Here is a 23,664-nt window from a genome sequence, read left to right on the forward strand (position 1 = left end):
CAAAAATGCTCTAAGTGATTGCTTCACTAACCATGACAAAATCATGATTAAGAAGTCACTTAGAGCATATATCACCCGCCGCCATCTTGAATTTGCGGTACTGCTTGACGGCAAAGTGGTCCGGCTCCCGTTCCTCCAACTGAGAAAAAAGCAGGTCCACCGGGCTTTGATAGGTTTCGTCGTCCTCTCTGGCTTCACTGGCATTGATAAGGTCCAGAAGTGTGATGAAGTTCTTTTCTTCCTCCGTGGCCTCGTACCAGATGTAGCCGATCAGTGCGGAATAATAGAGGCGTTCCGCTTTGACCCAGAAATCTTCGGAAGATTTTTCACCTTCGCCCTTCGTGTTCATAATCAAGGCGTTCACCAGCTTTAAGATATCCTTCTCTGACCGAATGTAGGCCAGAGGGTTGTATTTCATGGATTTTCGGAAGTTTATCAGGTTGAGGCACTTAATACGATATTTCTTCCGTTCCAGGAAAGTGCCGATCTCCGGCAGCAAAGTTCCTTTCGGATCGGTGCAGACATAGGACGAATGGGCTTGCAGCAGAGATGGCTTACAGAAGAACCGTGTCTTGCCGCTGCCGGAACCACCGATTACCAGAATGTTTTTGTTTCTGGCATACTTTGGCTGTTTTGGGCGGCTCGCCATTGTGATCCGCTCCGTCTGCGTCATGGGGATGTTCTGAAAAAAGTTTTTGTCCATGTAGGGAGCAATATCTGCCGCCGTACCCCAGCGGGCAGAGCCATATTCCATGCCGTGGCGGTATTTCTTGGCGTTTTTGCCTTTCAGGTAGACCGCTATGCGAAGGACCACCGCACCGGCTATGCCGATCAGCAGGTCCGTGGGATGGAAACTTAGCCACGGAGAGGAAAGCGCTGCCGTGAAGCCGTCCCAGATAGAAAGTAGCTTGCCAGAGAGGTCAGCACCGGGCGCAAGCCGGAAAGCCTGTGCCAGCTTATCGAAGGGATACACGAACAGAAGATACGGAAGGTTCAGCAAAAATATTTTTTTCATATTCATCTCTGCACGCTCCGATCTTTGACCTTTACTTTCTCCCGGTCAATGGTGCGGTGTTCCGTTTTCTCCGCCGCCTGTTCCTTCGCCTGGGACAGCCGCTCCCGGATGGAGGGCTTTTCCTCACGGTTCATTTTCCGGCTGGCAAACTCCTGAAACGCCGCTGTGATGGCATCCGCGTCCCGGCTTTTGAAAAAGACCAGGTAACGGGGCTGCTCTGCGGCGGTGTCCTTCTTCAAGGCAAAATCCACATGGTATTTCTTCGCCACACGGGAGAAAGCCTTGATATTCTTGTCACTGATCTCTATATTAGCAAGACCGGCGTTCTGGCTGGCAAGCTGTTTAAGGCTCTGCCTGCCGCGGTAGATTTTTGGCTTCTGGCTTTTCTGGATTTCCTCCAGGAACTTTTTGACGGCCTTTTCAAAGACCTGCTCACTTAGCTTGGCTCCGTCAACAATGAGCGTTACGGCGCCCCGCGTTACTTCCTCTTGCATTTAGCCTCGCCCCCTTTGCCCGTCCCCGTACATATCGTGCTGCACCAGGGAAGAATAGTAGCTGTTGATGGTGGTCGGGGCGTTATACAGCGCCGCCAGAAGGTATTTCTTGATATTGCGGACATAGGTGGTGTTGTCCTTCATACAGTCCATGACATACTGAACATGGGAACTGTCCAGCTTCATAAACCGGGACTTTACCACCTTTGCCGGATAATCATCTCCGGCAATGCGGATGACTTTGCGGGCAGAACATACGGTATCCACGATCAGGTCAACGATTTCGTCAAGCTGCTCACGGTCGATATGGCTGTCCTGCACCAGATAGCTGTACTCGATGTTGTCCAAAATCACTTCACGATAACATTCTCTGGCTCCCATCCGATCCATTCCCATCCTTGCCCCTGCGGGGGTAGGGGGATTTGATGGGATAGGATTTGATATCTCCGTACTTGATAAATCAGTCTTTGTTTGATTAGTATTTAATTGTGCGGGGTTTTCCGTACACGGTTCCGCCGTATCCGGGATACCCATATCCGGGTTTTCCGTATATGGCTTTGCCGTACCCGGTAAAGGCGTACCTGGGCTTGACGGCGGCTCGCACTGAGGCATTTCGTAAATGACATACTCGGTATCCGTGATCTTGCCTTTTTCATCCCGAAGCTGGGTGCGCCGGATATACCCGTGGGTTTCCAGCTCCTTCAATGCCGCACCGATGCTGTCCACACCTTCCCGGCAGATCGCCGCAAGACCTCTGGTGGTGTAATTCCACTCGTCAGGGAGTGACAGCATCATGGACAGCAGCCCTTTGGATTTCAGGGTCAGCGTCCGATCTTTCAAGTGATGGTTCGACATGACCGTATAATCACGGGTCTTTTCAATACGAAAAACAGCCATCTTCGCACCTCCTTCCTGTGAAAATAAAAAGTGTTGATTTTAAGCGGTTTAACCGTCTGTATGCCTCCATAGCCTCCCGCATGGGAAAACATCCACGCTCTGTTCAGAACGCAAGCCACGGAGGAAGAAACAGAAGATTTTCCGCTGATTTTGATACATTTTGGGGCGGCTACCTCTCACGGTCTTTATGGTCATAGTGGAGATCGCCGGAAAGCACCTTCGCATGGTTACGGATTTTGATATGTCCCTTTTCCTGATTTTCCAAAGCCTTGCTGTATCCGTTGTCGGTCAGGAACAGGCGCATTTTCTCACCCTTCCAGCCAACAGGCGAGTCATGGGTAAGAACATCAAAGACGATCATGTGTCTGGTCGCCGGGTCGAAACGCTCCAATGCCATAATGTCATGGCCGGATAACTTCTGCGCCCCGGATCGTTGTCTGGCTTCTGCCAGCATTTCCCCGATGGTGCGGGCCTTCTCCGGCAGACGGTATTCGGTCTGCACCTTGCGGATCAAATCCATGCGCTCCTGATCCGACAGGGGACGGAGCTTGTCCAGAAGGCCTTCCGCCGTTTCTTTCGTTGCCGGGTTCGGCGCATAGCGCCATGTCATGTAAATCTCATTCAGGGCAGCGTTCTGATTGGTACTTTCAATCTGAAACACCATCCTCATTTCTGCTTCTGTCAGTTTCATTGCCAGCCTCCTTCAAAAATGGGTATAAAAAAACGCCATAGGTTTTTTGAGCCTACGGCGTTTCTTGCAATATTCACAATTCCAAACTTTCCAGCCACTCGTCAAAAGATTTCTTGGAGACGCGGATCGCATTTCCTATGCGGACGATTCTGAACTCCTCCTGCTTGACGAGCTGATATGCGGTTGTGCGACCGATGTTGAGCATGGCCGCAATCTGTTCCACGGTATATGTGCGCGGTTCCGGCAGTGACTTTTTCTCTTTCTTGTCCATAGTAACCTCCATGTATTTGCCTTGTCATTTTGACTAAGGGAGTGGAGAATGGCAGTAGCAATCGGCTTTGGCTGGGTGTCCTCTTGCTAAGAATTTGCTAATAGGACCACCCAACGGACACATAAAACTGTGTCAGAATAGGTGTTTTGCACCATAAAGTTCGTTTACTACAAGTCATTCTGCGTAAGGGATGATATTGGAAGTTACATCCGAACCGTGTATCACATGGTAAGCCATACTCCTAAGGGGAAGGCCGGGGGTTCGAATCCCTTTTGGCGCGCCAGATAATAACGCCGAAAGCCTTTGTTTTCAAGGGTTTTCGGCTTTTTTATTGAGCAGTAAAAGAAAAAATAATCAAGCTTCGCTTAGAGAGGTTTTTCTCTTTTATTGCTGCAAGGTGTTCTTCTCGTACAGGGCGATAGCAAACTCAAGCATCCATTTTCCGGCTGAATCAGAAGCCACTTCCTCAAAGCGTTCTGAAAACAGCGGAAAAAATTCTGATTTTTCTCAAGAAAACGGCCCACTCCCCTGCCACAATTCAGAATTTTGCGGGAAGATGAGGCAATAAAAAGGATCCGCAACCTAAGTTGCGGATCCTTTTGGTGGGAGCTGGTGGATTCGAACCACCGAAGCATTAAGCAGCAGATTTACAGTCTGTCCCCATTGGCCACTCGGGAAAGCTCCCATATTCTGTTTTGTGTCTGCCGTGTCTCCCGGCGACGTATGTTATTATAGCAAAGCAGATTCTAAATTGCAAGCCCTTTTTTAAATTTTTTTGCGATTTTTTCAAAAAAGTTTGTTTCCGTCGCAGCATCGTGTAAAAACTTTTCTTGACATCCGGTTTGGGTTAGCGTACATTTATAATATAGTATAAATACAGCATTGGGAGGTTTTACTATGGCGATTCGTGTTGGTATCCTTACTTCCGGCGGCGACTGCCCCGGCCTGAACGCCACCCTGCGCGGTGTGGCAAAGGCCCTTTATCACCGCATGGGCGACAAAGTCGAGATCGTCGGCATCATGAACGGCTACGACGGCCTGATCAACGGCAACTACCGTGAGATGTCCCCCGACGAGTTCTCCGGCATCCTGACCGTGGGCGGCACCATCCTGGGCACCAAGCGTACACCCTTTAAAAAGATGCGCGTGGTCGAGGACGACAAGGTGGACAAGGTCGCCGCGATGAAGAAAAACTACCGTGCCGCCAAGCTGGACTGCCTGCTCTGCCTGGGCGGCAACGGCACCCACAAGACCGCGAACCTGCTCAGCCAGGAAGGGCTGAACATCATCGGCCTGCCTAAGACCATCGACAATGATATCTATGGCACCGACGTCACCTTCGGCTTCCACACTGCCGTGGACATTGCCACCGAGGTCATCGACCGCATCCACACCACGGCGGGCAGCCACAGCCGCGTGATGTGCATTGAGATCATGGGCAACAAGGCCGGCTGGCTGACGCTCTACGCCGGCATTGCGGGCGGCGCAGATATCATCCTGCTGCCCGAGCTGCCCTACGATATCAAGAAGGTCGCCGCCGCAGTCGAAAACCGTGCCAAGGCGGGCAAGAACTTTTCGATTTTGGCCGTGGCCGAGGGTGCGTTCTCGGTGGAAGAGGCCAAGATGAAGCGCAAGGAGTGGACCGCCAAACGTGCCGAGGCCGGTTACACCACCGCCACCGCCCGCATTGCAAAGCAGGTGGAGGAGCTGACCGGTGCCGAGACCCGCATCTGCGTACCCGGCCACATGCAGCGCGGCGGCAGCCCCAGCGCCTACGACCGCGTGCTGGCAACCCAGTTTGGCTCCTACGCGGCCGGGCTGGTGGCGGACGAGCATTACGGCGTGACCGTCGCCATGGTCAACCGCCACGTCACCGCCAACCCGCTGGCCGACATTGCCGGTAAGACCCGCGGCGTGCCCGGCGACTGCGATATGCTGAACGTCGCCCGCGCTATGGGCATCAGCCTGGGCTGATTTTTCCGCAAAATATCCAATCCCCGCTCCTCTGCCGCCCGCGGCACAGGGAGCGGGGATTTTTACATCTGCGGCGCTGCCGGGTCGTCGAGAACGCCGTCTCTTCCCCTACGACACGCCAAAAGGCCGCCCCTTTGCCGGGGCGGCCTTGCATGGTTTCTGTGCTTATTCTTCCACGTACTCTTTCTTCAATAGGCTCAAAATCAGCGCACCCACCGCCGAACCGACGGCCAGGGCGACGACGTAGAGCAGGGCATGATCCACGACCGGGAACACGAAGATACCGCCGTGGGGTGCGCGCAGGGCGCAGCCGAACACCATCGAGAGCGAACCGGCCAGCGCCGAGCCGATGATGCAGCTGGGCAGCACACGCAGCGGGTCTGCGGCCGCATAGGGGATCGCTCCCTCGGAGACAAAGCAGAGACCCATGACATAGTTGACAATGCCGTTGCGGCGCTCGTCGGGGCTCCACTTTTTGGGGCAGAAGGTGGTGGACAGCGCGATGGCGATGGGCGGGACCATGCCGCCGACCATAACAGCCGCCATGACCTCGTAGTTGCCGGCAGCCAGCGCCGCCGTGCCGAACACATAAGCCGCCTTGTTGAAAGGGCCGCCCATGTCAATGCTCATCATACCCGCGACGATTGCTCCCAGCATCACCTTGGACGTGTCGCCCATGGCGTTCAGCCAGTCGGTCATGGCCGTGTTGATGATGCCCATGACCGGGTTGATGCCGCACATGACCAGACCAGTGACGAGGATACCGCCCAAGGGGTAAATCAGCATCGGGCGGATGCCGTTCAGGCTGGCAGGCAGCTTCTCGGTGATTTTCTTGAGGAACTGCACAATGTAGCCCGCGGCGAAACCGGCCAGCAGCGCCGCCAGAAAACCGCCGGAAATGCCGGTGGTGTCACCGCTGGCAAGGCCCGCAAAGTTCGTGCCGTTCATGGCCAGCACGCCGCCCGCAAAGCCGACGGCCAGGCCCGGGCGGTCCGCAATGGACATGGCGATAAAGCCTGCCAGAATCGGCAGCATATAGCCGAACGCCGCGTTGCCCACGGTCTTGAAGAAGGCCGCCACCGGCGTGTTCATGCCAAAGTTAGAAGGGTCAATGGTGTAATCGTCCAGCAAAAATGCCAGCGCGATCATGATGCCGCCGCCCACAACGAAGGGCAGCATATGCGATACACCGTTCATCAGGTGCTTGTACAGGCTGTGACCAAGGCTGTCGCTCGCACCGCCTGCGCTCTGCTGGGCCTTGGCCCCGGCTTCGGCGCGGTAGATGGGCGCTTCGCCGTGGGCAATTTTCTTGATAAGCTCCTCCGGTTTGTGGATGCCGTCATCCACGCGGGCAAAAATGACCGGCTTGCCGTCAAAGCGGGCCGTCTCGACATTCTTGTCCGCCGCAATGATGATGCCGTCGCAGGCGGCGATTTCCTCGGGCGTCAGCACGTTTTTCGCGCCGTCGGAGCCGTTCGTTTCAACTTTCGTGGGCAGACCCAGCTTGTCCCCCATCTTGGTCAGGGCCTCGGCGGCCATGTAGGTGTGGGCAATGCCGTTGGGGCAGGCGGTGACGGCCAGCACGCGGTAGCCGCTCTGGCGGATTTCCTGCTGGGTAAAGCTTTCCTCGCCGAACTGGGCATCCTCCTGCGCGTCGATGGCGTCCAAAAATTCAGCGGGCGTCTTGGCGGCACGGAGCTTTTCGACAAAGTCGTCGTTCATCAGCATCTGCATCATGCGGGCCAGCATATCAATGTGCAGGCTGCCGTTTTCCGGCGCAGCAATGGCAAACAGCAGGTCGGTCTTGCCGTCGTCGTCAGGGTTGTACTGCACCGGGGCGCTCAAACGCAGGGCGGCCAGGCTGGGGCGGGTCACGCAGGCCGTGCGGGCGTGCGGGACCGTGATGCCGTTGTCCACATAGGTGGAGGCTTCGGCTTCGCGGGCGTAGAGGGCCTTTTTGTAGGCGTCCTTGTCGGTGATGTTGCCGTGGGTGGCCTGCAGCTCCACGAGCTTGTCAAGGATAGCGGCCTGGTCGGGTGCCGCAACATCCAGCGCGATGGACTGCGCAGTGAACAGTTCCGTGATACGCATACGATTTGTCTCCTTCGTTTGTTTCTATTGAGGTGTAGGGGCCGGGCATACCCGGCCCTCGGCTTTATGGGAAATGCGCATTTATGGCTAAGTTGCGGGCCGCACGTCTTTGCAGGGGCGGATACTTGCATCGGCCCCTGCAAGTCACGGTCTACTCACATCGTCTTGAGCAGCTTATCAATATCCGCCTTTGTCGCCAGTCCCAGGCTGAACGCGGTGGCACTGCCGCAGGCGGTGCCGAGCTTGAGGGCTGCGGCGTAGTCACCGCCGCTCTGCTGATAACCGGCCACAAAACCGGCCACCATGCTGTCCCCCGCACCGACGCTGTTGACGACCTTGCCCTTCGGGCAGCCGATGCGGTGTACGTCGCCCTGCTCGTCCAGCAGCAGCGCACCGTCGCCCGCCATGCTGACCAGCACGTTGCGCGCACCCTTCGCCTGCATCATCCTGGCGGCGGTGACGATCTCGTTATCGTTCGTCAGTTTGACGCCGGCGATCTCGCTCAGTTCGTGGTTGTTCGGCTTGATGAGGAACGGCTTATACCGCAGCACATTCACCAGCAAATCGCGGGTGGCGTCCACGACGGCACGGATGTCGCGGCCTTCCAACCGGGCCAAGATGCGCTCATAGGTCGTCTGCGCCAGGCTGGCCGGGATGCTGCCCGCCAGAATCAGGATATCGCCCTTTTGCAGGCGATCGAGCTTTTCTTCCAACGCCTGCATGGCGCTTTCAGGGATGTCGGGGCCTGCGCCGTTCAGCTCGGTCTCCTGCCCGGCCTTGATCTTGACGTTGATGCGGGTCATGCCGTGGTCGAGGTGGACGAAGTCGGTTTTCAGCCCCTGGGCGACCAGGCCGCGCTCCAGCCACGCACCGGTCTCCCCTGCCACAAAGCCGAGGGCCACGCTCTCGCACCCCAGCTGCGCCAGCACACCGGACACGTTGATGCCCTTGCCGCCCAGCACGCAGTCTTCGCCCTTGGCGCGGTTCACGTCGCCGACGGCCAGCTCACGGTCCAGCCGCACCACGTAATCGATGGCCGGATTGAAGGTCACTGTGTAAATCATAATTCCGTCTCCTTTACCAGTGTCAGCTGCTTGTATTTCGGTTCGGGGCAACGGTTCGTCAGAATCGCGCCGCCGTAAAGCTCGCTGATGACCGCCGGGTAGACCCGCCCGAACTTGGAGTCATCCACGAGGAACCAGGTTTCCCGCGCGCGGCGGGAGGCCATGGCCTTGACGGCGGCCTCCTCGGGGTCAGGGGTCGTGAAGCCTGCGCCCAGCGCCACGCCGTTGGCCCCCAGAAAGGCCTTCGTGAAGTTGAACTGCTGTAAACTCGTCAGTGCCGCCGCGCCGATGATGGCCTCGGTCTTGGGGCGCAGCAGACCGCCGGGTACGCAGACGTTGCAGCTTTTTTGCGCCAGCAGCCGCGCGTGGGCGATGCCGTTGGTGACGTAGTGGGCATCCAGCGCGGGGCCGCTGAGGGCGCGGACCATAGCCAGCGTGGTGGAGCCTGCGTCGATGTAGACGAAATCCCCGGCGCGGACAAGGTCGGCTGCCGCCTGAGCGATGCTGCGCTTTTGGCCGACAGCCAGAGTTTCCTTTGCGGCCATCGTCGGCTCGTCAGCCAGGAATTGGCCGTCCGGCAGTGTTGCGCCGCCGTGGACCTTGTTCAAGCGGCCCTGCCGGTCAAGTTCGGTCAGATCTCGGCGGATCGTGGACTCGCTGGCGTTCAGCGCCTCGCAAAGCTCCTGCACGGTGGCGGTGCGTTTCTCCGCCAGCAGGTTTAAAATCAAGGCAAAGCGTTCTTCGGCTAACATGGGGTGTTGCTCCTTTCCCGGTCATCATTTGACCGTTTTTGGCGATTTATGATGTTTTATGATTGGCTGTATCTGTATTATAGCAGACTCTCCGTCAAAATCAATCATTTTCAGTCATTTTTAATCACCAAAAATCACGTGATAATTTTGTGCAGGATGTACAAAATAAAAAAGGCTTCCCCCAAGGGAGAAACCTTTTTAAGTTGTATGTCAAATAAACTTCCCCGTCCTGCTCTCGGGGATTGCTTTAATCTCCGCAGGCGTCCCGGCCGCCACGACGCAACCGCCCTCTTCCCCGCCGCCGGGGCCCATATCAATGATATAATCTGCGCTGCGGATGACATCCAGGTCGTGCTCAATGACAATGACCGTCGCGCCGTTCTCAATCAGCGTGCGGAACACCCCCAGCAGGGTGCGCACGTCCAGCGGGTGCAGGCCGATGGTCGGCTCGTCAAAGACGAACACCGTGTCGTCCTGGGCCTTGCCCATCTCGCTGGCCAATTTCAGCCGCTGGGCCTCGCCGCCGGAAAGGCTCGGCGTTTCCTCGCCCAGGGTCAGGTAGCCAAGGCCCAAGTCTTGCAGCACTTTTAAACGCTGTGTCACCAATTTTAAGTCTGTGCAAGCCCTCAGCGCCGTGTTGATGTCCATATCCATCAGCTCGGGCAGTGTGTAGGCCCCGCCATGCTTATTCTCGTGGTGGACGGCGTCGGCCTCCGGCGCATAGCGGGAGCCGCGGCAGGCCGTGCAGGGGATCTCCACGTCGGGCAAAAACTGCACGTCCAGGCTGATGGTGCCTGTGCCGTCGCAGACCGGGCAGCGCAGCTTGCCCGTGTTGTAGGAGAAATCGCCCGCCTTGTACCCCAGCCGCTTGGCGTCCGGCGTGCGGGCAAAGACCTTGCGCAGCTCGTCGTGGACATTGGCGTAGGTCGCCACGGTGGAGCGGACGTTGATGCCGATAGGCGTTGCATCGATGAGCTTTACCTGCCCGATACCCACGGCCTGCACGTCTTTGACGTGGGCAGGCAGGGCCGCGCCGCTGGTTTTGGCCGCCAGCGCCGGGACAAGGCTTTCCAAAATCAACGTTGTCTTGCCCGACCCGGACACGCCGGTCACGACGGTCAGGCGGCCTTTCGGGATATCTACTTCCAGCGGCTTGACCGTGTGGATGGCGCCGGTGGAAAGGTGGATGCGCCCCTCGGCAAACAGTTCCTCGGCGGGGCGGTTTTGGGGCGTCACGCTCCCCTGCCCGCCCAAAAACGGCCCGATCTGTGACGCGGCGTTGGCAGTCAGCTCGGGCACGGTGCCCTGGGCAATGATACGCCCGCCGCCTGCACCGGCCTCGGGGCCCATCTCGATGATGTAGTCCGATTCTGTCAACACCTGGGTGTCGTGGTCGACAAGGACGACCGAGTTGCCGTCGGCAATCAGGTCGTGCATGACGCCGTTCAGGCCGACGATGTTCGAGGGGTGCAGCCCGATGGATGGCTCATCCAGCACGTACAGCACGCCGGTGGTGCGGTTGCGAACGGCGCGGGCCAGCTGCATACGCTGGCGTTCCCCGGTGGAGAGCGTCGCGGACGCGCGGTCCAGCGTCAGGTAGCCCAGCCCCAAATCCAGCAGCCGCTTCGCGCCGACGCGGAAGGACTCGCAGATGCTCTCGGCCATGGGACGCATTTCAGGCGGCAGGCTGGCGGGTACGCCGTCCACCCAGTCGCACAGGGCCGTCAGCGTCATTTTGCAGGCCTCGTCCAGGCCGATGCCACGCAGTTTTGGCGCACGAGCGGCCTCCGACAGGCGCGAGCCGCCGCAGTCAGGGCAGGTGTCCACCCGCAGGAATTTCTCCACCCGCTTCATGCCCTTCTCGTCCTTGACTTTGGCGAGGGCGTTCTCAACTGTGTAGACGGCGTTAAAGTAGGTAAAGTCCAGCTCGCCCGCCTCGGGGGTGTTTTTTGCCTTGTAGAAGATGTGCTTTTTCTCTGCCGGACCGTTAAAAACAATGTCTTTCTCTTTGTCTGTCAGTTCACGGAACGGTACGTCTGTGCGCACCCCCATGGCGCGGCAGACATCGGTCATCAGGCTCCACATCAGGCTGTTCCACGGTGCGACGGCCCCCTCGTCGATGGTCAGGGAATCGTCAGGCACAAGGGTGGCCCGGTCCACGGTGCGCACCATGCCGGTGCCATCACAGGTGCGGCAAGCGCCCTGGCTGTTGAAGGCCAGTTCCTCTGCCGACGGCGCACGGACGCGCGCGCCGCACTCCGGGCAGTAAATCGGCTGCTCGGCGGCAACGTTCAGCGTCGGCGGGATGTAATGGCCGTTCGGGCAGCGGTGGCTCGCCAGGCGGGAGAACATCAGGCGCAGACTGTTCAAGAGTTCCGTTCCGGTGCCGAAGGTGCTGCGGATGCCGGGCACACCGGGCCGCTGGTGCAGCGCCAGCGCGGCAGGCACGTAGAGAACTGCATCGACCTGGGCCTTGGCGGCCTGGGTCATGCGGCGGCGGGTGTAGGTGGACAGGGCATCCAGGTAGCGTCGCGAACCCTCGGCGTAGAGCACGCCCAGTGCCAGCGACGACTTGCCCGACCCGGACACGCCCGCAATGCCGACGATTTTATTCAGCGGCACATCGACGTCGATGTTTTTTAAGTTATGCACCCGCGCCCCGCGGATTTGGATAGCGTTTATCATGGGATTCCTCGTTCTGCAAATTGTAGGGGCGGCCATTGGCCGCCCGCGGGCGAGCAATGCTCGCCCTACACGAATAGTTCAATCACAAACACCAGTACACAGCAGATCACCGATACCGGGAACAACCCTGCGCCGCACCAGGCGGCGAGGATGCCTGCCACCAGTGCCGCCGCGCCGGAAATGGGCGTCTGGGTCGCCTCGATGATGGCCGGGAAGGTCATGACCGCCAGCGTCACATAGGGCACGTAGTACAAGAACGACTGGATGAATTGGTTTTTGATGGGCTTACGGATCAGCGTCAGCGGCAAAATGCGGATGGTGTAGGACACCGCGAACATGACCGCTATATAAATGTAGTTATTCATGGTCTGCCTCCTGCTTGACCGGGAACAGCACCGCAGCTGCCGCCGAGATGGCCACCGTTAAAATAATGGTCCGCGTGCCGCCGGACAATGCCGAGATGCCGAGCAGATACTCACAGGCGAAGCTCAGCACAAAGCTGATGACCACCAGCGCCGCCACAATGCGGTTTTTGCGGGCCGGCGGGATGATGATAGCCAAAAACATACCGTACAGCGCCACGCTCAGCGCACTGACAACCCGCAGCGGCAGCGCATTGCCCGCGATAATGCCCAGCGCCGTGCCGATGGCCCATGCGGGCGCGGCCAGCAGGATCGCGCCGTAGGTGTAGTAGGGGTTCAAGTACCCGGGCCGCGCGATGGTAATGCCGAACAGCTCGTCGGTCACATCATACCCGATGAGCAGCCGATGAAAAAACGGCGTCTCGGGCGAGAACCGCTGGGCCAGGGCGCAGCTCATCAAGAGATACCGCGCATTCGCGATCAGCGTAATGACCGCGACCTCCCAATAGGTCGCCTTAGCGGCGATCAGGGTGAACGCCGCATACTCCCCCGCCGAGGCATTGTTGAGCAAGCTCGCCCAGAAGCCCTGCACCGGGGTCAGCCCCGCATTGCGTGCCGCAATGCCCAGCGAGAACGACACCGCAAAGTACCCCAGCGCAATCGGGAAGCCGTCGCGCATGCCCTCGTACAGCACACGGCGGCTGAATTTTGTAGAAGATTCCATATTCCTGTAACTTCCTTTCACCGCGTTTTATTATAACGCAGATGCGCAGGAAAAGAAAGAGGGCGGGCCGGATGTCCGCCGCAGAATTTTTATGAGCTTTGCAATATTGCCCCCAGGGTATATCGTAAGTATAATAGATGTGATACTTGAAAAAAGGAGTTCTCCCCATGTCCCGCGATGCCATCAAATATATTGCCATGCTCACCATGCTTATCAACCACATTGCCAATGTGTTTCTGCCCGCCGGGATGTGGTATACCAATTTGTGCCTTTACATTGGCTATTTTACCGCCGTGACAATGTGCTATTTCCTCGTCGAGGGGTACGGTTACACCCGCTCCAAACGCAAATACGCCGGGCGGCTGCTGGGGTTTGCTGTACTGGCACAGCTGCCCTACCAGCTGGCTTTCCCGGAAAATGGCATTGCGGGCTTTGTGCAGTTCAATATGCTGTTCACCCTGCTGCTCTGCTTTCTGGTGCTGCTGGCGCAGGAAAGAATCCACGACCGCGTGCTGCGCGGGGCGACCATTGTGTTGTTGATCTGCGCGTCGCTCTTCTGCGATTGGGCACTGCTGGCCCCGGTGTTCACACTGCTGTTTATTTGGGCGCGGGATTCCCGCCCGCGCAAGCAGCTTGCCTTTGCCGCGGCGGCAGTGCTCTATGGCGGCATGGCAGGCCTTGGCAGCGGCTCGCTGGCGGAAACCGTCGGCTGCGCGGTGCCCATCCTCACTGCCGGGTTTGTCATCCTCTACCTTTACAATGGGCAGCGTGCCCGGCGGGGGCGCAGCTTTTCCAAGTGGTTCTTCTATACGTTTTACCCGGCACACCTGCTGGTGCTGGGGCTGATCCGCATCCTTGCGTGAATTTTGCCGTATGCTTTGCCGCATACGGCTTTTTTGTTCGGTTTTGTTCAGATTTTCAGGCCCTGCTTGCAACTTGCCCGCCAAACAACTATAATGGATATGTATAACTTTGCATAAAAATCCCCCACAGGGAGTTGAAGATATGAAAAAGAGAAACGACCAGAGTGTCATTGTAAAACGGGCAGTTCTCGTCTTTATCCTCATGTTTCTTGTGTTGCTGGCGGCGTTGGCATTTTTCACCCGCAGCATCGTCATACGCGAACAGCTCAAGGCGTCCTACACGGCGGAGGCCACCGTCGCCAATGTGGAGGCCCAGCTCAACCGCTACCTGGCGGAGTCCGAGCTGCTGAAAAACATCGTTGAGTCCGGGTATGAAATCAGTGACAGCGATTTTGCCGCACTGTCCAAGCTTATGTACAACGAGGACGGCATTATCAAGGCCGTAGAGCTGGCCCCGAACGGCGTCGTGCGCAGCGTTTACCCGCAGGCGAACAACGCCGACGTCCTGGGGCTGAATATGCTCCGGCACCCCGAGCGCAAAGTTGAAGCCAACCTTGCCAAGGAGAGCGGCCAGTACACGATTGCCGGGCCGTTTCAGCTGGTGCAGGGCGGCACCGGCGCACTGCTGTTCGATCCTATCTACACCACCGGCGCGGACGGCAGCCAAAAATACTGGGGCTTCTCCGTCCTGGTGCTGGACTGGGAGAGCTTTCTCGATGAAATCCAAATCAACAAATTACAGGATGCCTCCTACGAGTACCTGATTTGGAAGGAGGGCCACAACGGTGAGCGGATCGTCATTGCCCAGGGCGACCGCCCCGTGGGACCGAACACACTGGAAGTTGCCTGCGCCGTGCCCAACGATACCTGGTATTTTGAGATACGCCCGGCCACGGGCTGGATCACCCCGACCCAGGAAACCTTTAACGTGCTTTTGCTGCTGGTGCTGCCCGCGCTGGCCACAGCCGGCTACTGGCAGTTTGAACTGCGCCGCTACAAGGACGCCGTCCACGCCGCCGAGCTGGAAAAGGCCGCACGGGAGGCACAGGCCGCCAACGTTGCCAAAACGCGGTTCCTTTTTAATATGAGCCATGACATCCGCACCCCGATGAATGCCATCATTGGCTATGCAGGGCTACTGGCAGCCCACCTGGACGAGCGGGATCGTGCGCTGGATTATCTGGGAAAAATACGTTCGTCCAGCGATTTCCTGCTCTCCCTCATTAACTATGTGCTGGAAATGGCCCGCATTGAGAGCGGCAAGGCTGCCTTGAAGCTTGAGCCGTCTGACATCAACGAGCTTGCCGCCTCGCTGAAAGCCGTGTTTGACCCACTGGCCGACGAAAAGCACATCACCACCACCTGCACCATCGATATCCAACACCCCTATGTGCGCAGCGACAAAACGAAGGTACGCGAAATTTTCTTAAATATCATCAGCAACGCCATCAAGTACACACCCGAGGGCGGCCGCGTCGATTTCACCATGACCGAACTGCCCGGCGAAACGCCCGGCACCGTGCGTTACAAGGCTGTCGTGCAGGATGACGGCATCGGTATGAGTGCGGAATATCTCCCCCACCTGTTTGAGGAGTTTTCTCGTGAGCACACCAGCACCGAGAGCCGCGTCATCGGCACCGGCCTGGGCCTGCCCATCGTCAAGTCGCTCGTCCAGCTCATGGGCGGTACCATCGATGTCGAGAGCACTGTTGGTAAGGGTTCGACCTTCACGGTCGTTATCCCCTTCCCTGTCATCAGCAAAGAAGAGCTGACCCAGCAGCGCGAGCAGCCCGCCGACCCCGCCGCTGGGCTGGCAGGAAAGCACCTGCTGCTGGCCGAGGACAACGACCTGAACGCCGAGATCGCGCTGACGATCCTGCAGGAGAACGGCATGATCGTTAACCGCGCTGAGGACGGCATCCGCTGCCTGGAGCTTTTGGGTGCAAAACCCGCCGGGTACTACGACGCCGTGCTCATGGATATCCAGATGCCCCGCATGGACGGCTACCAGGCAGCGCAGGCCATCCGCACTTTGCCTGATGCCCGGTCCACCGTGCCCATTATCGCCATGACGGCCAACGCCTTTGAAGAAGATAAGCAACGCGCGTTTGACGCCGGCATGAATGACCACATCTCCAAACCCATCAGCGTGAACGCCCTGCTGGCCGCACTGCGGAAAAACCTGAAATAACTTGCAGAGAGGAAATTTTCCCCCGGGAAAAACATTTTTTGCCAACCAAAAGCCCATCACCTTTGCCGAGTACCTGAAATATGAATACGACAGGGCTGCTTTTTTGTTGGGCCAGGGCTTGACGCCCGCGCCGCTTGTGTATTATAATAAGTAAGTTATAAGAACGAGGTGTTGCGCAGTTGGTAGCGCGCGTGGTTTGGGACCACGAGGCCGCAGGTTCGAGTCCTGTCACCTCGATACCAGAAAACCACCTGGAAACGTTTGTTTCCGGGTGGTCTTTTTGTATTATACCGCATTTTTTACCGCGCTGCATACAGATACGCGCCTTTGCTGTCCAGCTATTCAAGTATATGTTCTTCTACGCTGCCGCAATGCTGCCACGCTGCAAAGCCTGTGTCCCTGTATACGTGGTGCTGCATAACCTCATCATGGAAGCGATACCCTGCCGAGTTGCCCCCGGCAGGGTATTTTTCTGTTGTCTTTTCCCCGCAAAAACGCTATAATAATCTCAAATTTCGGAATATTCGGGAGGGAATCTTTATGGGAAAGATCAGGCACTGTCTGCGCAGCGCGGCGGGGTATCTGGCGGTGTGCGCCAGGTGGCTGGCGCTGGCGGCGCTGGTGGGGTGTGTTGCCGGGCCGCTGGGGGCGGCGTTCGGGCTGGCGCTGAACTGGGCCAACGCCACCCGCGCGGCCCAGCCGTGGCTGCTGTACCTGCTGCCCATCGCGGGCCTGGTCATCGTGTTTTTGTACAGCCACTTCGACCCCGACGGCGGCGGTTCCACCAATCAGGTGTTCGTCTCGGTGCGAGAGCAAAAGCCCATGACGCTGCGCACCGCGCCGCTGATCTTTGCTTCCACTGTCATGACCCACCTGTTTGGCGGTTCCAGCGGGCGCGAGGGCGCGGCCCTGCTGCTGGGCGGGTCAGTGTCCGGGCAGATCGGCAAGGCGTTTCACTTGGAAAACCGAGACTGCCGTTTAATGACGATGTGCGGCATGGCGGGCGCGTTCTCGGCCATCTTCGGTACGCCGCTGGCGGCCACCATCTTCACGCTGGAAGTCGTGGATGTCGGCTCGATGCAATACGCGGCCCTTCTCCCCTGCCTGGTTTCGGCACTGCTGGGCGTTTTTATCAGCGGGCAGATGGGCCATGCGCCGGAATCCTTCGTTTTGAAAGCCGAGGTCGCCGCCACGCCGCTGAACCTGGTGCGGGTCATTGTGCTGGGGGCGTTGCTGGCGGCGCTGAGCATATTTTTCTGTGAGCTGCTCCACACCGCGCCCAAGCTCTACAAAAAATTTCTGCCCAACGCCTATCTGCGCGTTGCGGCGGGCGGCGTGCTGATTCTGGCGCTGACAAAGCTGCTCGGCACGACCGACTACAACGGCGCCGGTGCCGCCGTCATCGAGGCCGCCATCGACGGCGAGGCCGTACCCTACGCCTTCCTTTTAAAAATGCTGTTCACCGCGCTGACCCTGGGTGCAGGGTTCAAGGGCGGCGAGATCGTGCCCATCTTCTTCACCGGGGCGACGTTCGGCTGTGTAGCTGCGCCGCTGCTGGGTCTGCCGCCGCAGCTGGGCGCGGCGCTGGGTATGGTGGCGCTGTTCTGCGGTTGCACCAACAGCCCGCTGGCGTCCATCTGCCTGGCGATTGAAGTATTCGGCGGGCAGTGCATTGCGCTGTTTGCGCTGGCCTGCGCGGTGTCGTACATGCTGTCCAGCTATTTCAGCCTCTACCGTGAGCAGCACTTTCTGCACTCCAAGCTGCGCATTGTGGGCGTGCAGCGGGTCCATGGCCGCTGGTCCGAGACGGATGCCAAGCATTTTACCACAAACGATGACGGCGAAAATTAGTTGCGGGAACGCTGTTTCCATGGTATAATTAAGTGTTATGGAGGAATGGGCGTTTATGAGTAGACTTGCACTGGAAAAGCACTGCTGGGCGGAGATCGATCTGACAGCATTGCGCAGCAATTTTGAATATATCCACCGCGCGGTAGGCGGCGATATCTGTGCCGTTGTCAAGGCCGACGCTTACGGCCACGGCGACACGACCATCGCCCACGCCTTGCAGCAGGCCGGTGCGGCGGCGTTTGCCGTCAGCAGCTTGGGCGAGGGACGGCACCTGCGCCGCAGCGGCATCACAAAACCGATTTTGATTCTGGGCTTTGCTGACCCGTCCTATGCGGCAGTGTTGGCAGAAAATGACATAGCCACGGCCTGTTTTTCCACCGAGTACGCGCAGGCACTCTCCGCTGCCGCCGTCAAGGCGGGCGTACAGGCCAAGGTACACCTGAAAATCGACACCGGCATGGGCCGCATTGGCTTTGCGGTGCGTTCCGGGTTTGATGAAACTATCCACGAGCTGGAAGCCCTGTACACCCTGCCGGGGCTGGATATCTGCGGCGTGTTCCAGCATTTTGCCGTGGCGGACAGCAACACCCCTGCGGACACCGCCTACACCGACGAGCAGTATGCGCTGTTTGCCAGGGTGGTAGCGCGTTTGCAGGCCGATGGCTTTGCCACCGGCACCGTACACTGTGCCAACTCGGCCGCGCAGCTGCGCCACCCCGAGTGGCGGCACGATATGACCCGCGCGGGCATCATTTTGTACGGGCTTGACCCCAGCGACGACGTCCGCTTTCCTGCCCTGCAGCCGGTCATGTCGCTGAAATGCGTTGTGACCTTTGTCAAGAACTTGCAGCCCGGCCAGAGCGTGAGCTATGGGCGCACTTTCACAGCCGAGCGCCCGATGCGCGTTGCCACGGTCTGCGTGGGCTACGCCGACGGCTACCCCCGCCGTTTGTCCGGCGGGCTTGGCGTCATGAACATACACGGCCACGCTGCCCCCGTGGTGGGCCGCGTCTGCATGGATCAGACTATGCTCGATGTAACGGACATTCCTAATGTCAAGATGGGCGACGAGGTCACAGTCTTTGGCCCGGGCGGCGGCGACACCGCCGACACCATTGCGGCCAAGACCCAGACCATCAACTACGAAATTGTCTGCGGGCTGGCACGCCGCGTGCCCCGCGTATACAAAGAGAACGGCAAGATCTGCGAGATCTGGAACGATTTGGAGGAAACCTGATGGCCCGCAAAAACATCCGCAACTTCTGCATTATCGCACACATCGACCACGGCAAATCCACCCTGTCCGACCGTATGCTGGAGCTGACCGACAGCGTTGACAAGCGCACGATGACCGACCAGGTGCTGGACGACATGGACATTGAAAAAGAGCGCGGCATCACCATCAAGGCTCGCGCCGTGACGATGCGCTATAAGGCCGACGACGGCGAGACCTACGAGTTCAACCTCATCGACACCCCGGGCCATGTTGACTTCCAGTACGAGGTCAGCCGCAGCCTGGCCGCCTGCGAGGGCGCAGTGCTGGTCGTGGACGCCAGCCAGGGCGTGGAGGCCCAGACGCTGGCAAACTGCTATCTGGCGCTGGACCACAACCTGGAAGTCGTACCGATTTTGAATAAGATCGACCTGCCCAGCGCCGACCCGGACGCCGTAGCGAAGGAGGTCGAGGACGTCATCGGCCTGCCCTGCATGGAGGCCCCGCGCGTGTCCGCCAAGCTGGGCATCGGCGTTAAGGACGTTTTGGAGTGCGTCGTGCGGGACGTTCCCGCCCCCACCGGCGACCCGACGCTTCCGCTGAAAGCGCTGATCTTCGACTCCATCTACGACAGCTATAAGGGCGTCATCGTCTATGTGCGCATCTTTGAGGGCACCGTCAAGCCCGGCGACACCATCCGCCTGATGAGCACCGGCGCGGAGTTCCAGCTGGTGGAGGTCGGCCACATGGGCGCGACCCAGATGACCCCCTGCGACAAATTGGAGGCCGGCGAGGTCGGCTACCTGACTGCCAGCATCAAGACTGTGCGCGACACCCGCGTCGGCGATACCGTGACGCTGGCCGCCAACCCGACGGCCGAACCGATGCCCGGTTTCCGCACCGTGACGCCGATGGTTTTCTGCGGCATCTACCCCGCCGACGGCGCGGACTACCCCGATCTGAAAGACGCGCTGGAAAAATTGCAGCTGAACGACGCGAGCCTGACCTTTGAGCCGGAGACGAGTGCCGCGCTGGGCTTCGGCTTCCGCTGTGGGTTCCTCGGCCTGCTCCACATGGAAATTATCACGGAGCGGTTAGAGCGCGAGTTTGATCTGGACCTCATCACCACGACGCCGGGCGTTCAGTACCGTCTGACGCTGACCGACGGCACGGTGGAGATCATCGACAACCCCTCCGCCTACCCTGATCCGACCCGTATCGTCAAGCAGGAGGAGCCGTTTGTCAATGCCCACATTTACACGCCGAACGATTATGTCGGCCCGCTGATGGACCTGTGCCAGACGAAGCGCGGCGTGCTGGTAGACATGAAGTACATGGACGAAACGCGCGTTGACCTGCACTATCAACTTCCGCTGGGTGAGATCGTCTATGACTTCTTCGATGCCATCAAATCCCGCAGCCGCGGCTACGCCAGCTATGACTATGAGTGGGAAGGCTGGCACGAGAGCAAGCTGGTTCGTCTGGACTTTTTGCTCAATGGCGAGGTCGTGGATGCCCTGTCGATGATCGTGTTTGCGGACAACGCCTACGCCAAGGGCCGCCGCATCTGCGAAAAATTGAAGGAGAACATTCCCCGCGCACTGTTTGAAATTCCTGTGCAGGCGGCCGTGGGCGGCAAGGTCATTGCCCGCGAGACAGTCAAGGCCATGCGCAAGGACGTGTTGGCCAAGTGCTACGGCGGCGACATCACCCGCAAAAAGAAGCTGCTGGAAAAGCAGAAGGAAGGCAAAAAGAAAATGCGCCAGCTGGGCAGCGTAACCCTGCCGAGCGAAGCGTTTACAGCGGTGCTGAAACTGGATTCGGATTCGTAACGGGGGTTTGTTCCTTCTTTGCAAAGAAGGAACCGAAGAAATTCCAAACAAAATCACAATATTTGTAGGGGCCGGGCATGCCCGGCCCGCGGCTTTCCGGTAAAATTGCTTTTGCCGTAAGGTTGCGGGCCGCACATGTGCGGCCCCTACCCTGCTTGTAGGGAGAGGTCTTGACCCCTCCGGGCTGTTTGCGGCCATCGTCACGTTCCCGGAGCGGTCAAGACCGCTCCCTACGGACCACCCATAAAACGACATAACAGCAAAAAGAGGGTACCTGCTATTTCAGCAGATACCCTCTTAAATTATGTAATACTAAATTACATCAGGCTGCGGTACAGTGCTTTGATTTCCTCGACGTTCGTGTCGCGGGGGTTGCCGGGGCAGCAGGCATCTGCAAAGGCGGACTCGGCCAGGAACTGGATATCCTCTTCCTTCAGAATGCCCTTCAGGTCAGCGGGAATGCCGACGTCAGCAGAGAGCTTCTTGACCTCGGCGATCGTTGCATCGGCGGCCTCGGTGTCGTTCATCTCGTCGATGCCCTTCACGCCCATGGCCTTGCCGACGGCGCGGTAACGCTCTCCTGCAACGGTCTTGTTGTATTCCAGGCCGGTGGGCAGGATGATGGCGCAGGCAACGCCGTGGGGGGTGTCATACAGGGCAGACAGACCGTGGGCCATGCTGTGCACGATGCCCAGACCAACGTTGGAGAAGCCCATACCGGCAATGTACTGGCCCAGGGCCATGCCCTCGCGGCCCTCCGGGGTGTTCTGCACAGCGCCGCGCAGGTTTTCGGAGATCAGCTTGATGGCCTCGAGGTGGAACATATCGGAGATGGTGCAGTGGCCCTTGGTGATGTAGCCCTCGATGGCGTGGGTCAGGGCGTCCATGCCGGTGGCAGCGGTCAGGCCCTTGGGCATACTGGACATCATATCGGGGTCAACCACGGCAATCTCAGGGATATCGTTGGTGTCCACGCAGACGAACTTGCGCTTCTTCTCCACGTCGGTGATGACGTAGTTGATGGTGACTTCGGCCGCAGTGCCTGCGGTGGTGGGCACAGCAATAGTAAAGACAGCGTGCTTCTTGGTGGGGGCCACGCCCTCCAGGCTGCGGACGTCGGCAAACTCGGGGTTATTGATGATGATGCCGATAGCCTTGGCGGTGTCCATGGAAGAACCGCCGCCGATGGTCACGATGCAGTCAGCCTCGGCAGCCTGGAAAGCCGCCACGCCGTCCTGCACGTTCTTGATGGTGGGGTTGGGCTTGATCTCGCTGTACAGGGCATAGGCAAAACCGGCAGCCTCCAGCAGGTCGGTGACTTTCTTGGTGACGCCGAACTTGACCAGATCAGGGTCAGAGCAGACGAAAGCCTTTTTGTAGCCGCGGGCGGTCAGTTCGGGAACGATGTTCTCGATAGCGCCGTGGCCGTGGTAAGAGATAGAGTTCAAAACAATACGATCTGCCATAGAATATTCTCTCCTTTAAACATATCGGCTTTGGGCCGATGATTTCCATACTCTACGGTTATTATACCACCGCCATTTTCACAGTACAATCCAAAAAAGTGGCGCAAAGTTTGTGAAAAGTGTACAAGGCCTGTCCTTAGGCCCTGCTGTACCGGTTCAGCGCCATCGAAATCGTCAGGTTGATTTTGCTGACCTGCATCATATGGCGGGAAAATGCCGGCAGCGTGCTGTCTTTTTTCGTGCCGCCCCATTCCAGCAATTCTTCCGGTTTTTTCATGGGTTTGCCAAGGAACAAAAAAAGCTTCCCCCTCGGGGGAAGCTGGCCGTGAGGCGGACTGATGAGGGGCAGCTTTGCCGCTGTCGCCCGTTTAGGGGACTGCTACGGCCAGTTCTCCCCTCATCCGGCCCTGCGGGGCCACCTTCGCCCCCAAGGGAGAAGGCTTGGTGGGTCACGCCTCTTCTTTTTCTTTCTGTGCCTTGATGACCTTCAGGCGGCTGAACTCCTCGCGTTCGCGTTCGCTCAGGACCTCGTCGATGGACTTGATGGTCTTTTGCATCTGGGGTATCTGCACGTTGCCCAGGGCGTTGGCGCGCTTCTGGGTCTTTTGGATGGCCTCGGCCAGGCGGATAACGCTTGTCTCGACCTCGGCCAACTCGACGGTCAGGGTCTTGACCTCATTGAATTTGAGGTAGGCCACATCGATGGTGCCGTTTGTCGATTCCAGATCGTAGTACAGCCCCAGCGGCGAGGTGGTGTTCAGCTTGAGGGTGGGCAGCTCGACGCCCATAACGCTGCGGGTGCTGAGCTGCACGCCGCGCTCCACCGGCACACCGGCCGCATAGCCGCCGACAGAGCCCAACATGATATTGGCCTTTTTCAGGGCCTCGTAGGCCTCGGCATAGGCCGCCGAGATGCGGTCCTGTATACCTGCCGCACGGTCGATCAGCTGCATCATCTCGCGCACCAGGATATTGCGCTTGCGGTCCATCAGGTCATAGCCCTGGGTCGCCAGCGCCAGGCTGCGCTTCGTCGCCATCAGGTTTGATTTTGTGGGAAAAACCTGCTGTGCCATTGGGTACTCCTTTTATACTGCTTTGGCTTCCCCTGCGGGGGAAGCTGTCACCGAAGGTGACTGATGAGGGCCGAGTGTGCCATTATCACCCGTCTACGGGCATTCCCCGCACGCTCTCCCCTCATCCGCCCCTGCAGGGCACCTTCTCCCCCATG

General features: G+C 58.5%; 19 protein-coding genes, 2 tRNA genes and 1 pseudogene. 7 read left to right on the forward strand and 15 right to left on the reverse strand.

The window, feature by feature from the left end; all coding sequences use genetic code 11:
• Positions 1–73 precede the first annotated feature (73 nt).
• The 6 genes and pseudogenes from GPK89_RS16230 to GPK89_RS07035 all read right to left on the reverse strand — a co-directional run.
• Positions 74–1,021: pseudogene (locus GPK89_RS16230) on the reverse strand (type IV secretory system conjugative DNA transfer family protein); the annotation flags it as partial.
• The gene (locus tag GPK89_RS07015; protein ID WP_215692178.1) at positions 1,018–1,509 is read right to left on the reverse strand and encodes a PcfB family protein; all 492 of its coding nucleotides are present in this window, start codon (positions 1,507–1,509) and stop codon (positions 1,018–1,020) included. The pseudogene GPK89_RS16230 and the gene GPK89_RS07015, both read right to left, overlap by 4 nt.
• Positions 1,510–2,406: a DUF6017 domain-containing protein gene (locus tag GPK89_RS07020; RefSeq protein WP_215692179.1), complete on the reverse strand. Its 897-nt coding sequence runs from the start codon at positions 2,404–2,406 to the stop codon at positions 1,510–1,512.
• Between the two features lie 169 nt (positions 2,407–2,575).
• Entirely contained in the window at positions 2,576–2,890 is a 315-nt protein-coding gene (locus tag GPK89_RS16745) for a DUF5720 family protein (RefSeq protein WP_430750599.1), read from the reverse strand.
• Positions 2,891–3,170: 280 nt separating this feature from the next.
• Complete coding sequence (locus GPK89_RS07030; RefSeq protein WP_114000934.1) at positions 3,171–3,368, reverse strand: helix-turn-helix domain-containing protein; 198 nt, start codon at positions 3,366–3,368, stop codon at positions 3,171–3,173.
• 600 nt (positions 3,369–3,968) lie between these two features.
• Positions 3,969–4,053 (reverse strand) — tRNA-Tyr (locus tag GPK89_RS07035).
• A 212-nt stretch (positions 4,054–4,265) separates the two neighbouring features.
• On the opposite strand from GPK89_RS07035, the gene GPK89_RS07040 reads away from it, so the two are divergent.
• Complete coding sequence (locus tag GPK89_RS07040) at positions 4,266–5,342, forward strand: 6-phosphofructokinase (RefSeq protein WP_215692181.1); 1,077 nt, start codon at positions 4,266–4,268, stop codon at positions 5,340–5,342.
• A 165-nt stretch (positions 5,343–5,507) separates the two neighbouring features.
• Here the strand turns inward: GPK89_RS07040 and GPK89_RS07045 are convergent, their stop codons facing one another.
• From GPK89_RS07045 to GPK89_RS07070, 6 genes are all read right to left on the reverse strand, one after another.
• The gene (locus tag GPK89_RS07045; protein WP_215692182.1) at positions 5,508–7,433 is read right to left on the reverse strand and encodes a PTS fructose transporter subunit IIABC; all 1,926 of its coding nucleotides are present in this window, start codon (positions 7,431–7,433) and stop codon (positions 5,508–5,510) included.
• A 155-nt stretch (positions 7,434–7,588) separates the two neighbouring features.
• On the reverse strand, positions 7,589–8,497 hold the full coding sequence (gene pfkB, locus GPK89_RS07050) for a 1-phosphofructokinase (protein ID WP_215692183.1): 909 nt from the start codon (positions 8,495–8,497) through the stop codon (positions 7,589–7,591).
• Positions 8,494–9,249, reverse strand: coding sequence for a DeoR/GlpR family DNA-binding transcription regulator (locus GPK89_RS07055; RefSeq protein ID WP_215692184.1), 756 nt, complete (start codon positions 9,247–9,249; stop codon positions 8,494–8,496). Before GPK89_RS07055 ends, pfkB begins: the two co-directional genes overlap by 4 nt.
• A 210-nt stretch (positions 9,250–9,459) precedes the next feature.
• Positions 9,460–11,934 carry an excinuclease ABC subunit UvrA gene (locus GPK89_RS07060; RefSeq protein ID WP_215692185.1) on the reverse strand — a complete coding sequence of 825 codons (2,475 nt, stop codon included), beginning with the start codon at positions 11,932–11,934 and terminating at the stop codon, positions 9,460–9,462.
• Between the two features lie 65 nt (positions 11,935–11,999).
• Positions 12,000–12,299, reverse strand: a complete 300-nt coding sequence (locus GPK89_RS07065) for an AzlD domain-containing protein (RefSeq protein ID WP_215692186.1) — start codon at positions 12,297–12,299, stop codon at positions 12,000–12,002.
• Complete coding sequence (locus GPK89_RS07070; RefSeq protein ID WP_215692187.1) at positions 12,292–13,020, reverse strand: AzlC family ABC transporter permease; 729 nt, start codon at positions 13,018–13,020, stop codon at positions 12,292–12,294. The genes GPK89_RS07065 and GPK89_RS07070 overlap by 8 nt, the downstream gene beginning before the upstream one ends.
• A 167-nt stretch (positions 13,021–13,187) precedes the next feature.
• Here GPK89_RS07070 and GPK89_RS07075 point away from each other — a divergent pair, with 167 nt between their 5' ends.
• The 6 genes from GPK89_RS07075 (at position 13,188) to lepA (ending at position 20,970) form a co-directional block, all read left to right on the forward strand.
• On the forward strand, positions 13,188–13,883 hold the full coding sequence (locus GPK89_RS07075) for a TraX family protein (RefSeq protein ID WP_215692188.1): 696 nt from the start codon (positions 13,188–13,190) through the stop codon (positions 13,881–13,883).
• 142 nt (positions 13,884–14,025) lie between these two features.
• A complete protein-coding gene (locus GPK89_RS07080) occupies positions 14,026–16,074 on the forward strand; it encodes a sensor histidine kinase (protein WP_215692189.1) in 2,049 nt (682 codons plus the stop codon).
• A 164-nt stretch (positions 16,075–16,238) separates the two neighbouring features.
• Positions 16,239–16,311: transfer RNA gene (locus GPK89_RS07085), tRNA-Pro, on the forward strand.
• 303 nt (positions 16,312–16,614) lie between these two features.
• A complete protein-coding gene (locus GPK89_RS07090; RefSeq protein WP_215692190.1) occupies positions 16,615–17,925 on the forward strand; it encodes a chloride channel protein in 1,311 nt (436 codons plus the stop codon).
• A gap of 55 nt (positions 17,926–17,980) precedes the next feature.
• Positions 17,981–19,162 (forward strand): alanine racemase, encoded by a 1,182-nt coding sequence (gene alr / locus GPK89_RS07095; protein ID WP_215692191.1) that lies wholly within the window; start codon positions 17,981–17,983, stop codon positions 19,160–19,162.
• A complete protein-coding gene (gene lepA / locus GPK89_RS07100) occupies positions 19,162–20,970 on the forward strand; it encodes a translation elongation factor 4 (protein WP_215692192.1) in 1,809 nt (602 codons plus the stop codon). The genes alr and lepA overlap by 1 nt, the downstream gene beginning before the upstream one ends.
• 317 nt (positions 20,971–21,287) lie before the next feature.
• Here the strand turns inward: lepA and fucO are convergent, their stop codons facing one another.
• The 3 genes from fucO to GPK89_RS07115 all read right to left on the reverse strand — a co-directional run bounded on the left by fucO (position 21,288) and on the right by GPK89_RS07115 (position 23,509).
• Entirely contained in the window at positions 21,288–22,436 is a 1,149-nt protein-coding gene (fucO, locus tag GPK89_RS07105; protein ID WP_215692193.1) for a lactaldehyde reductase, read from the reverse strand.
• A 136-nt stretch (positions 22,437–22,572) separates the two neighbouring features.
• Positions 22,573–22,731, reverse strand: a complete 159-nt coding sequence (locus tag GPK89_RS07110; RefSeq protein WP_215692194.1) for a hypothetical protein — start codon at positions 22,729–22,731, stop codon at positions 22,573–22,575.
• Positions 22,732–22,885: 154 nt separating this feature from the next.
• Positions 22,886–23,509, reverse strand: coding sequence for a V-type ATP synthase subunit D (locus GPK89_RS07115; RefSeq protein ID WP_215692195.1), 624 nt, complete (start codon positions 23,507–23,509; stop codon positions 22,886–22,888).
• Positions 23,510–23,664: the final 155 nt, after the last annotated feature.

The sequence above is a fragment of the Gemmiger formicilis genome, from assembly GCF_018784445.1.
Classification (GTDB): Bacteria; Bacillota; Clostridia; order Oscillospirales; family Ruminococcaceae; genus Gemmiger.

Bases quoted from the DNA above. Each gene is read 5' to 3' on its own strand.
- lepA (WP_215692192.1), top strand. From the start codon at position 19,162: ATGGCCCGCAAAAACATCCGCAACTTCTGCATTATCGCACACATCGAC.
- GPK89_RS07020 (WP_215692179.1), bottom strand. From the start codon at position 2,406: ATGGCTGTTTTTCGTATTGAAAAGACCCGTGATTATACGGTCATGTCG.
- fucO (WP_215692193.1), bottom strand. From the start codon at position 22,436: ATGGCAGATCGTATTGTTTTGAACTCTATCTCTTACCACGGCCACGGC.
- GPK89_RS07075 (WP_215692188.1), top strand. From the start codon at position 13,188: ATGTCCCGCGATGCCATCAAATATATTGCCATGCTCACCATGCTTATC.
- GPK89_RS07060 (WP_215692185.1), bottom strand. From the start codon at position 11,934: ATGATAAACGCTATCCAAATCCGCGGGGCGCGGGTGCATAACTTAAAA.
- GPK89_RS07030 (WP_114000934.1), bottom strand. From the start codon at position 3,368: ATGGACAAGAAAGAGAAAAAGTCACTGCCGGAACCGCGCACATATACC.
- pfkB (WP_215692183.1), bottom strand. From the start codon at position 8,497: ATGATTTACACAGTGACCTTCAATCCGGCCATCGATTACGTGGTGCGG.
- GPK89_RS07015 (WP_215692178.1), bottom strand. From the start codon at position 1,509: ATGCAAGAGGAAGTAACGCGGGGCGCCGTAACGCTCATTGTTGACGGA.
- GPK89_RS07090 (WP_215692190.1), top strand. From the start codon at position 16,615: ATGGGAAAGATCAGGCACTGTCTGCGCAGCGCGGCGGGGTATCTGGCG.
- GPK89_RS07070 (WP_215692187.1), bottom strand. From the start codon at position 13,020: ATGGAATCTTCTACAAAATTCAGCCGCCGTGTGCTGTACGAGGGCATG.
- GPK89_RS07040 (WP_215692181.1), top strand. From the start codon at position 4,266: ATGGCGATTCGTGTTGGTATCCTTACTTCCGGCGGCGACTGCCCCGGC.
- GPK89_RS07055 (WP_215692184.1), bottom strand. From the start codon at position 9,249: ATGTTAGCCGAAGAACGCTTTGCCTTGATTTTAAACCTGCTGGCGGAG.
- GPK89_RS07115 (WP_215692195.1), bottom strand. From the start codon at position 23,509: ATGGCACAGCAGGTTTTTCCCACAAAATCAAACCTGATGGCGACGAAG.
- GPK89_RS07080 (WP_215692189.1), top strand. From the start codon at position 14,026: ATGAAAAAGAGAAACGACCAGAGTGTCATTGTAAAACGGGCAGTTCTC.
- alr (WP_215692191.1), top strand. From the start codon at position 17,981: ATGAGTAGACTTGCACTGGAAAAGCACTGCTGGGCGGAGATCGATCTG.
- GPK89_RS07065 (WP_215692186.1), bottom strand. From the start codon at position 12,299: ATGAATAACTACATTTATATAGCGGTCATGTTCGCGGTGTCCTACACC.
- GPK89_RS07045 (WP_215692182.1), bottom strand. From the start codon at position 7,433: ATGCGTATCACGGAACTGTTCACTGCGCAGTCCATCGCGCTGGATGTT.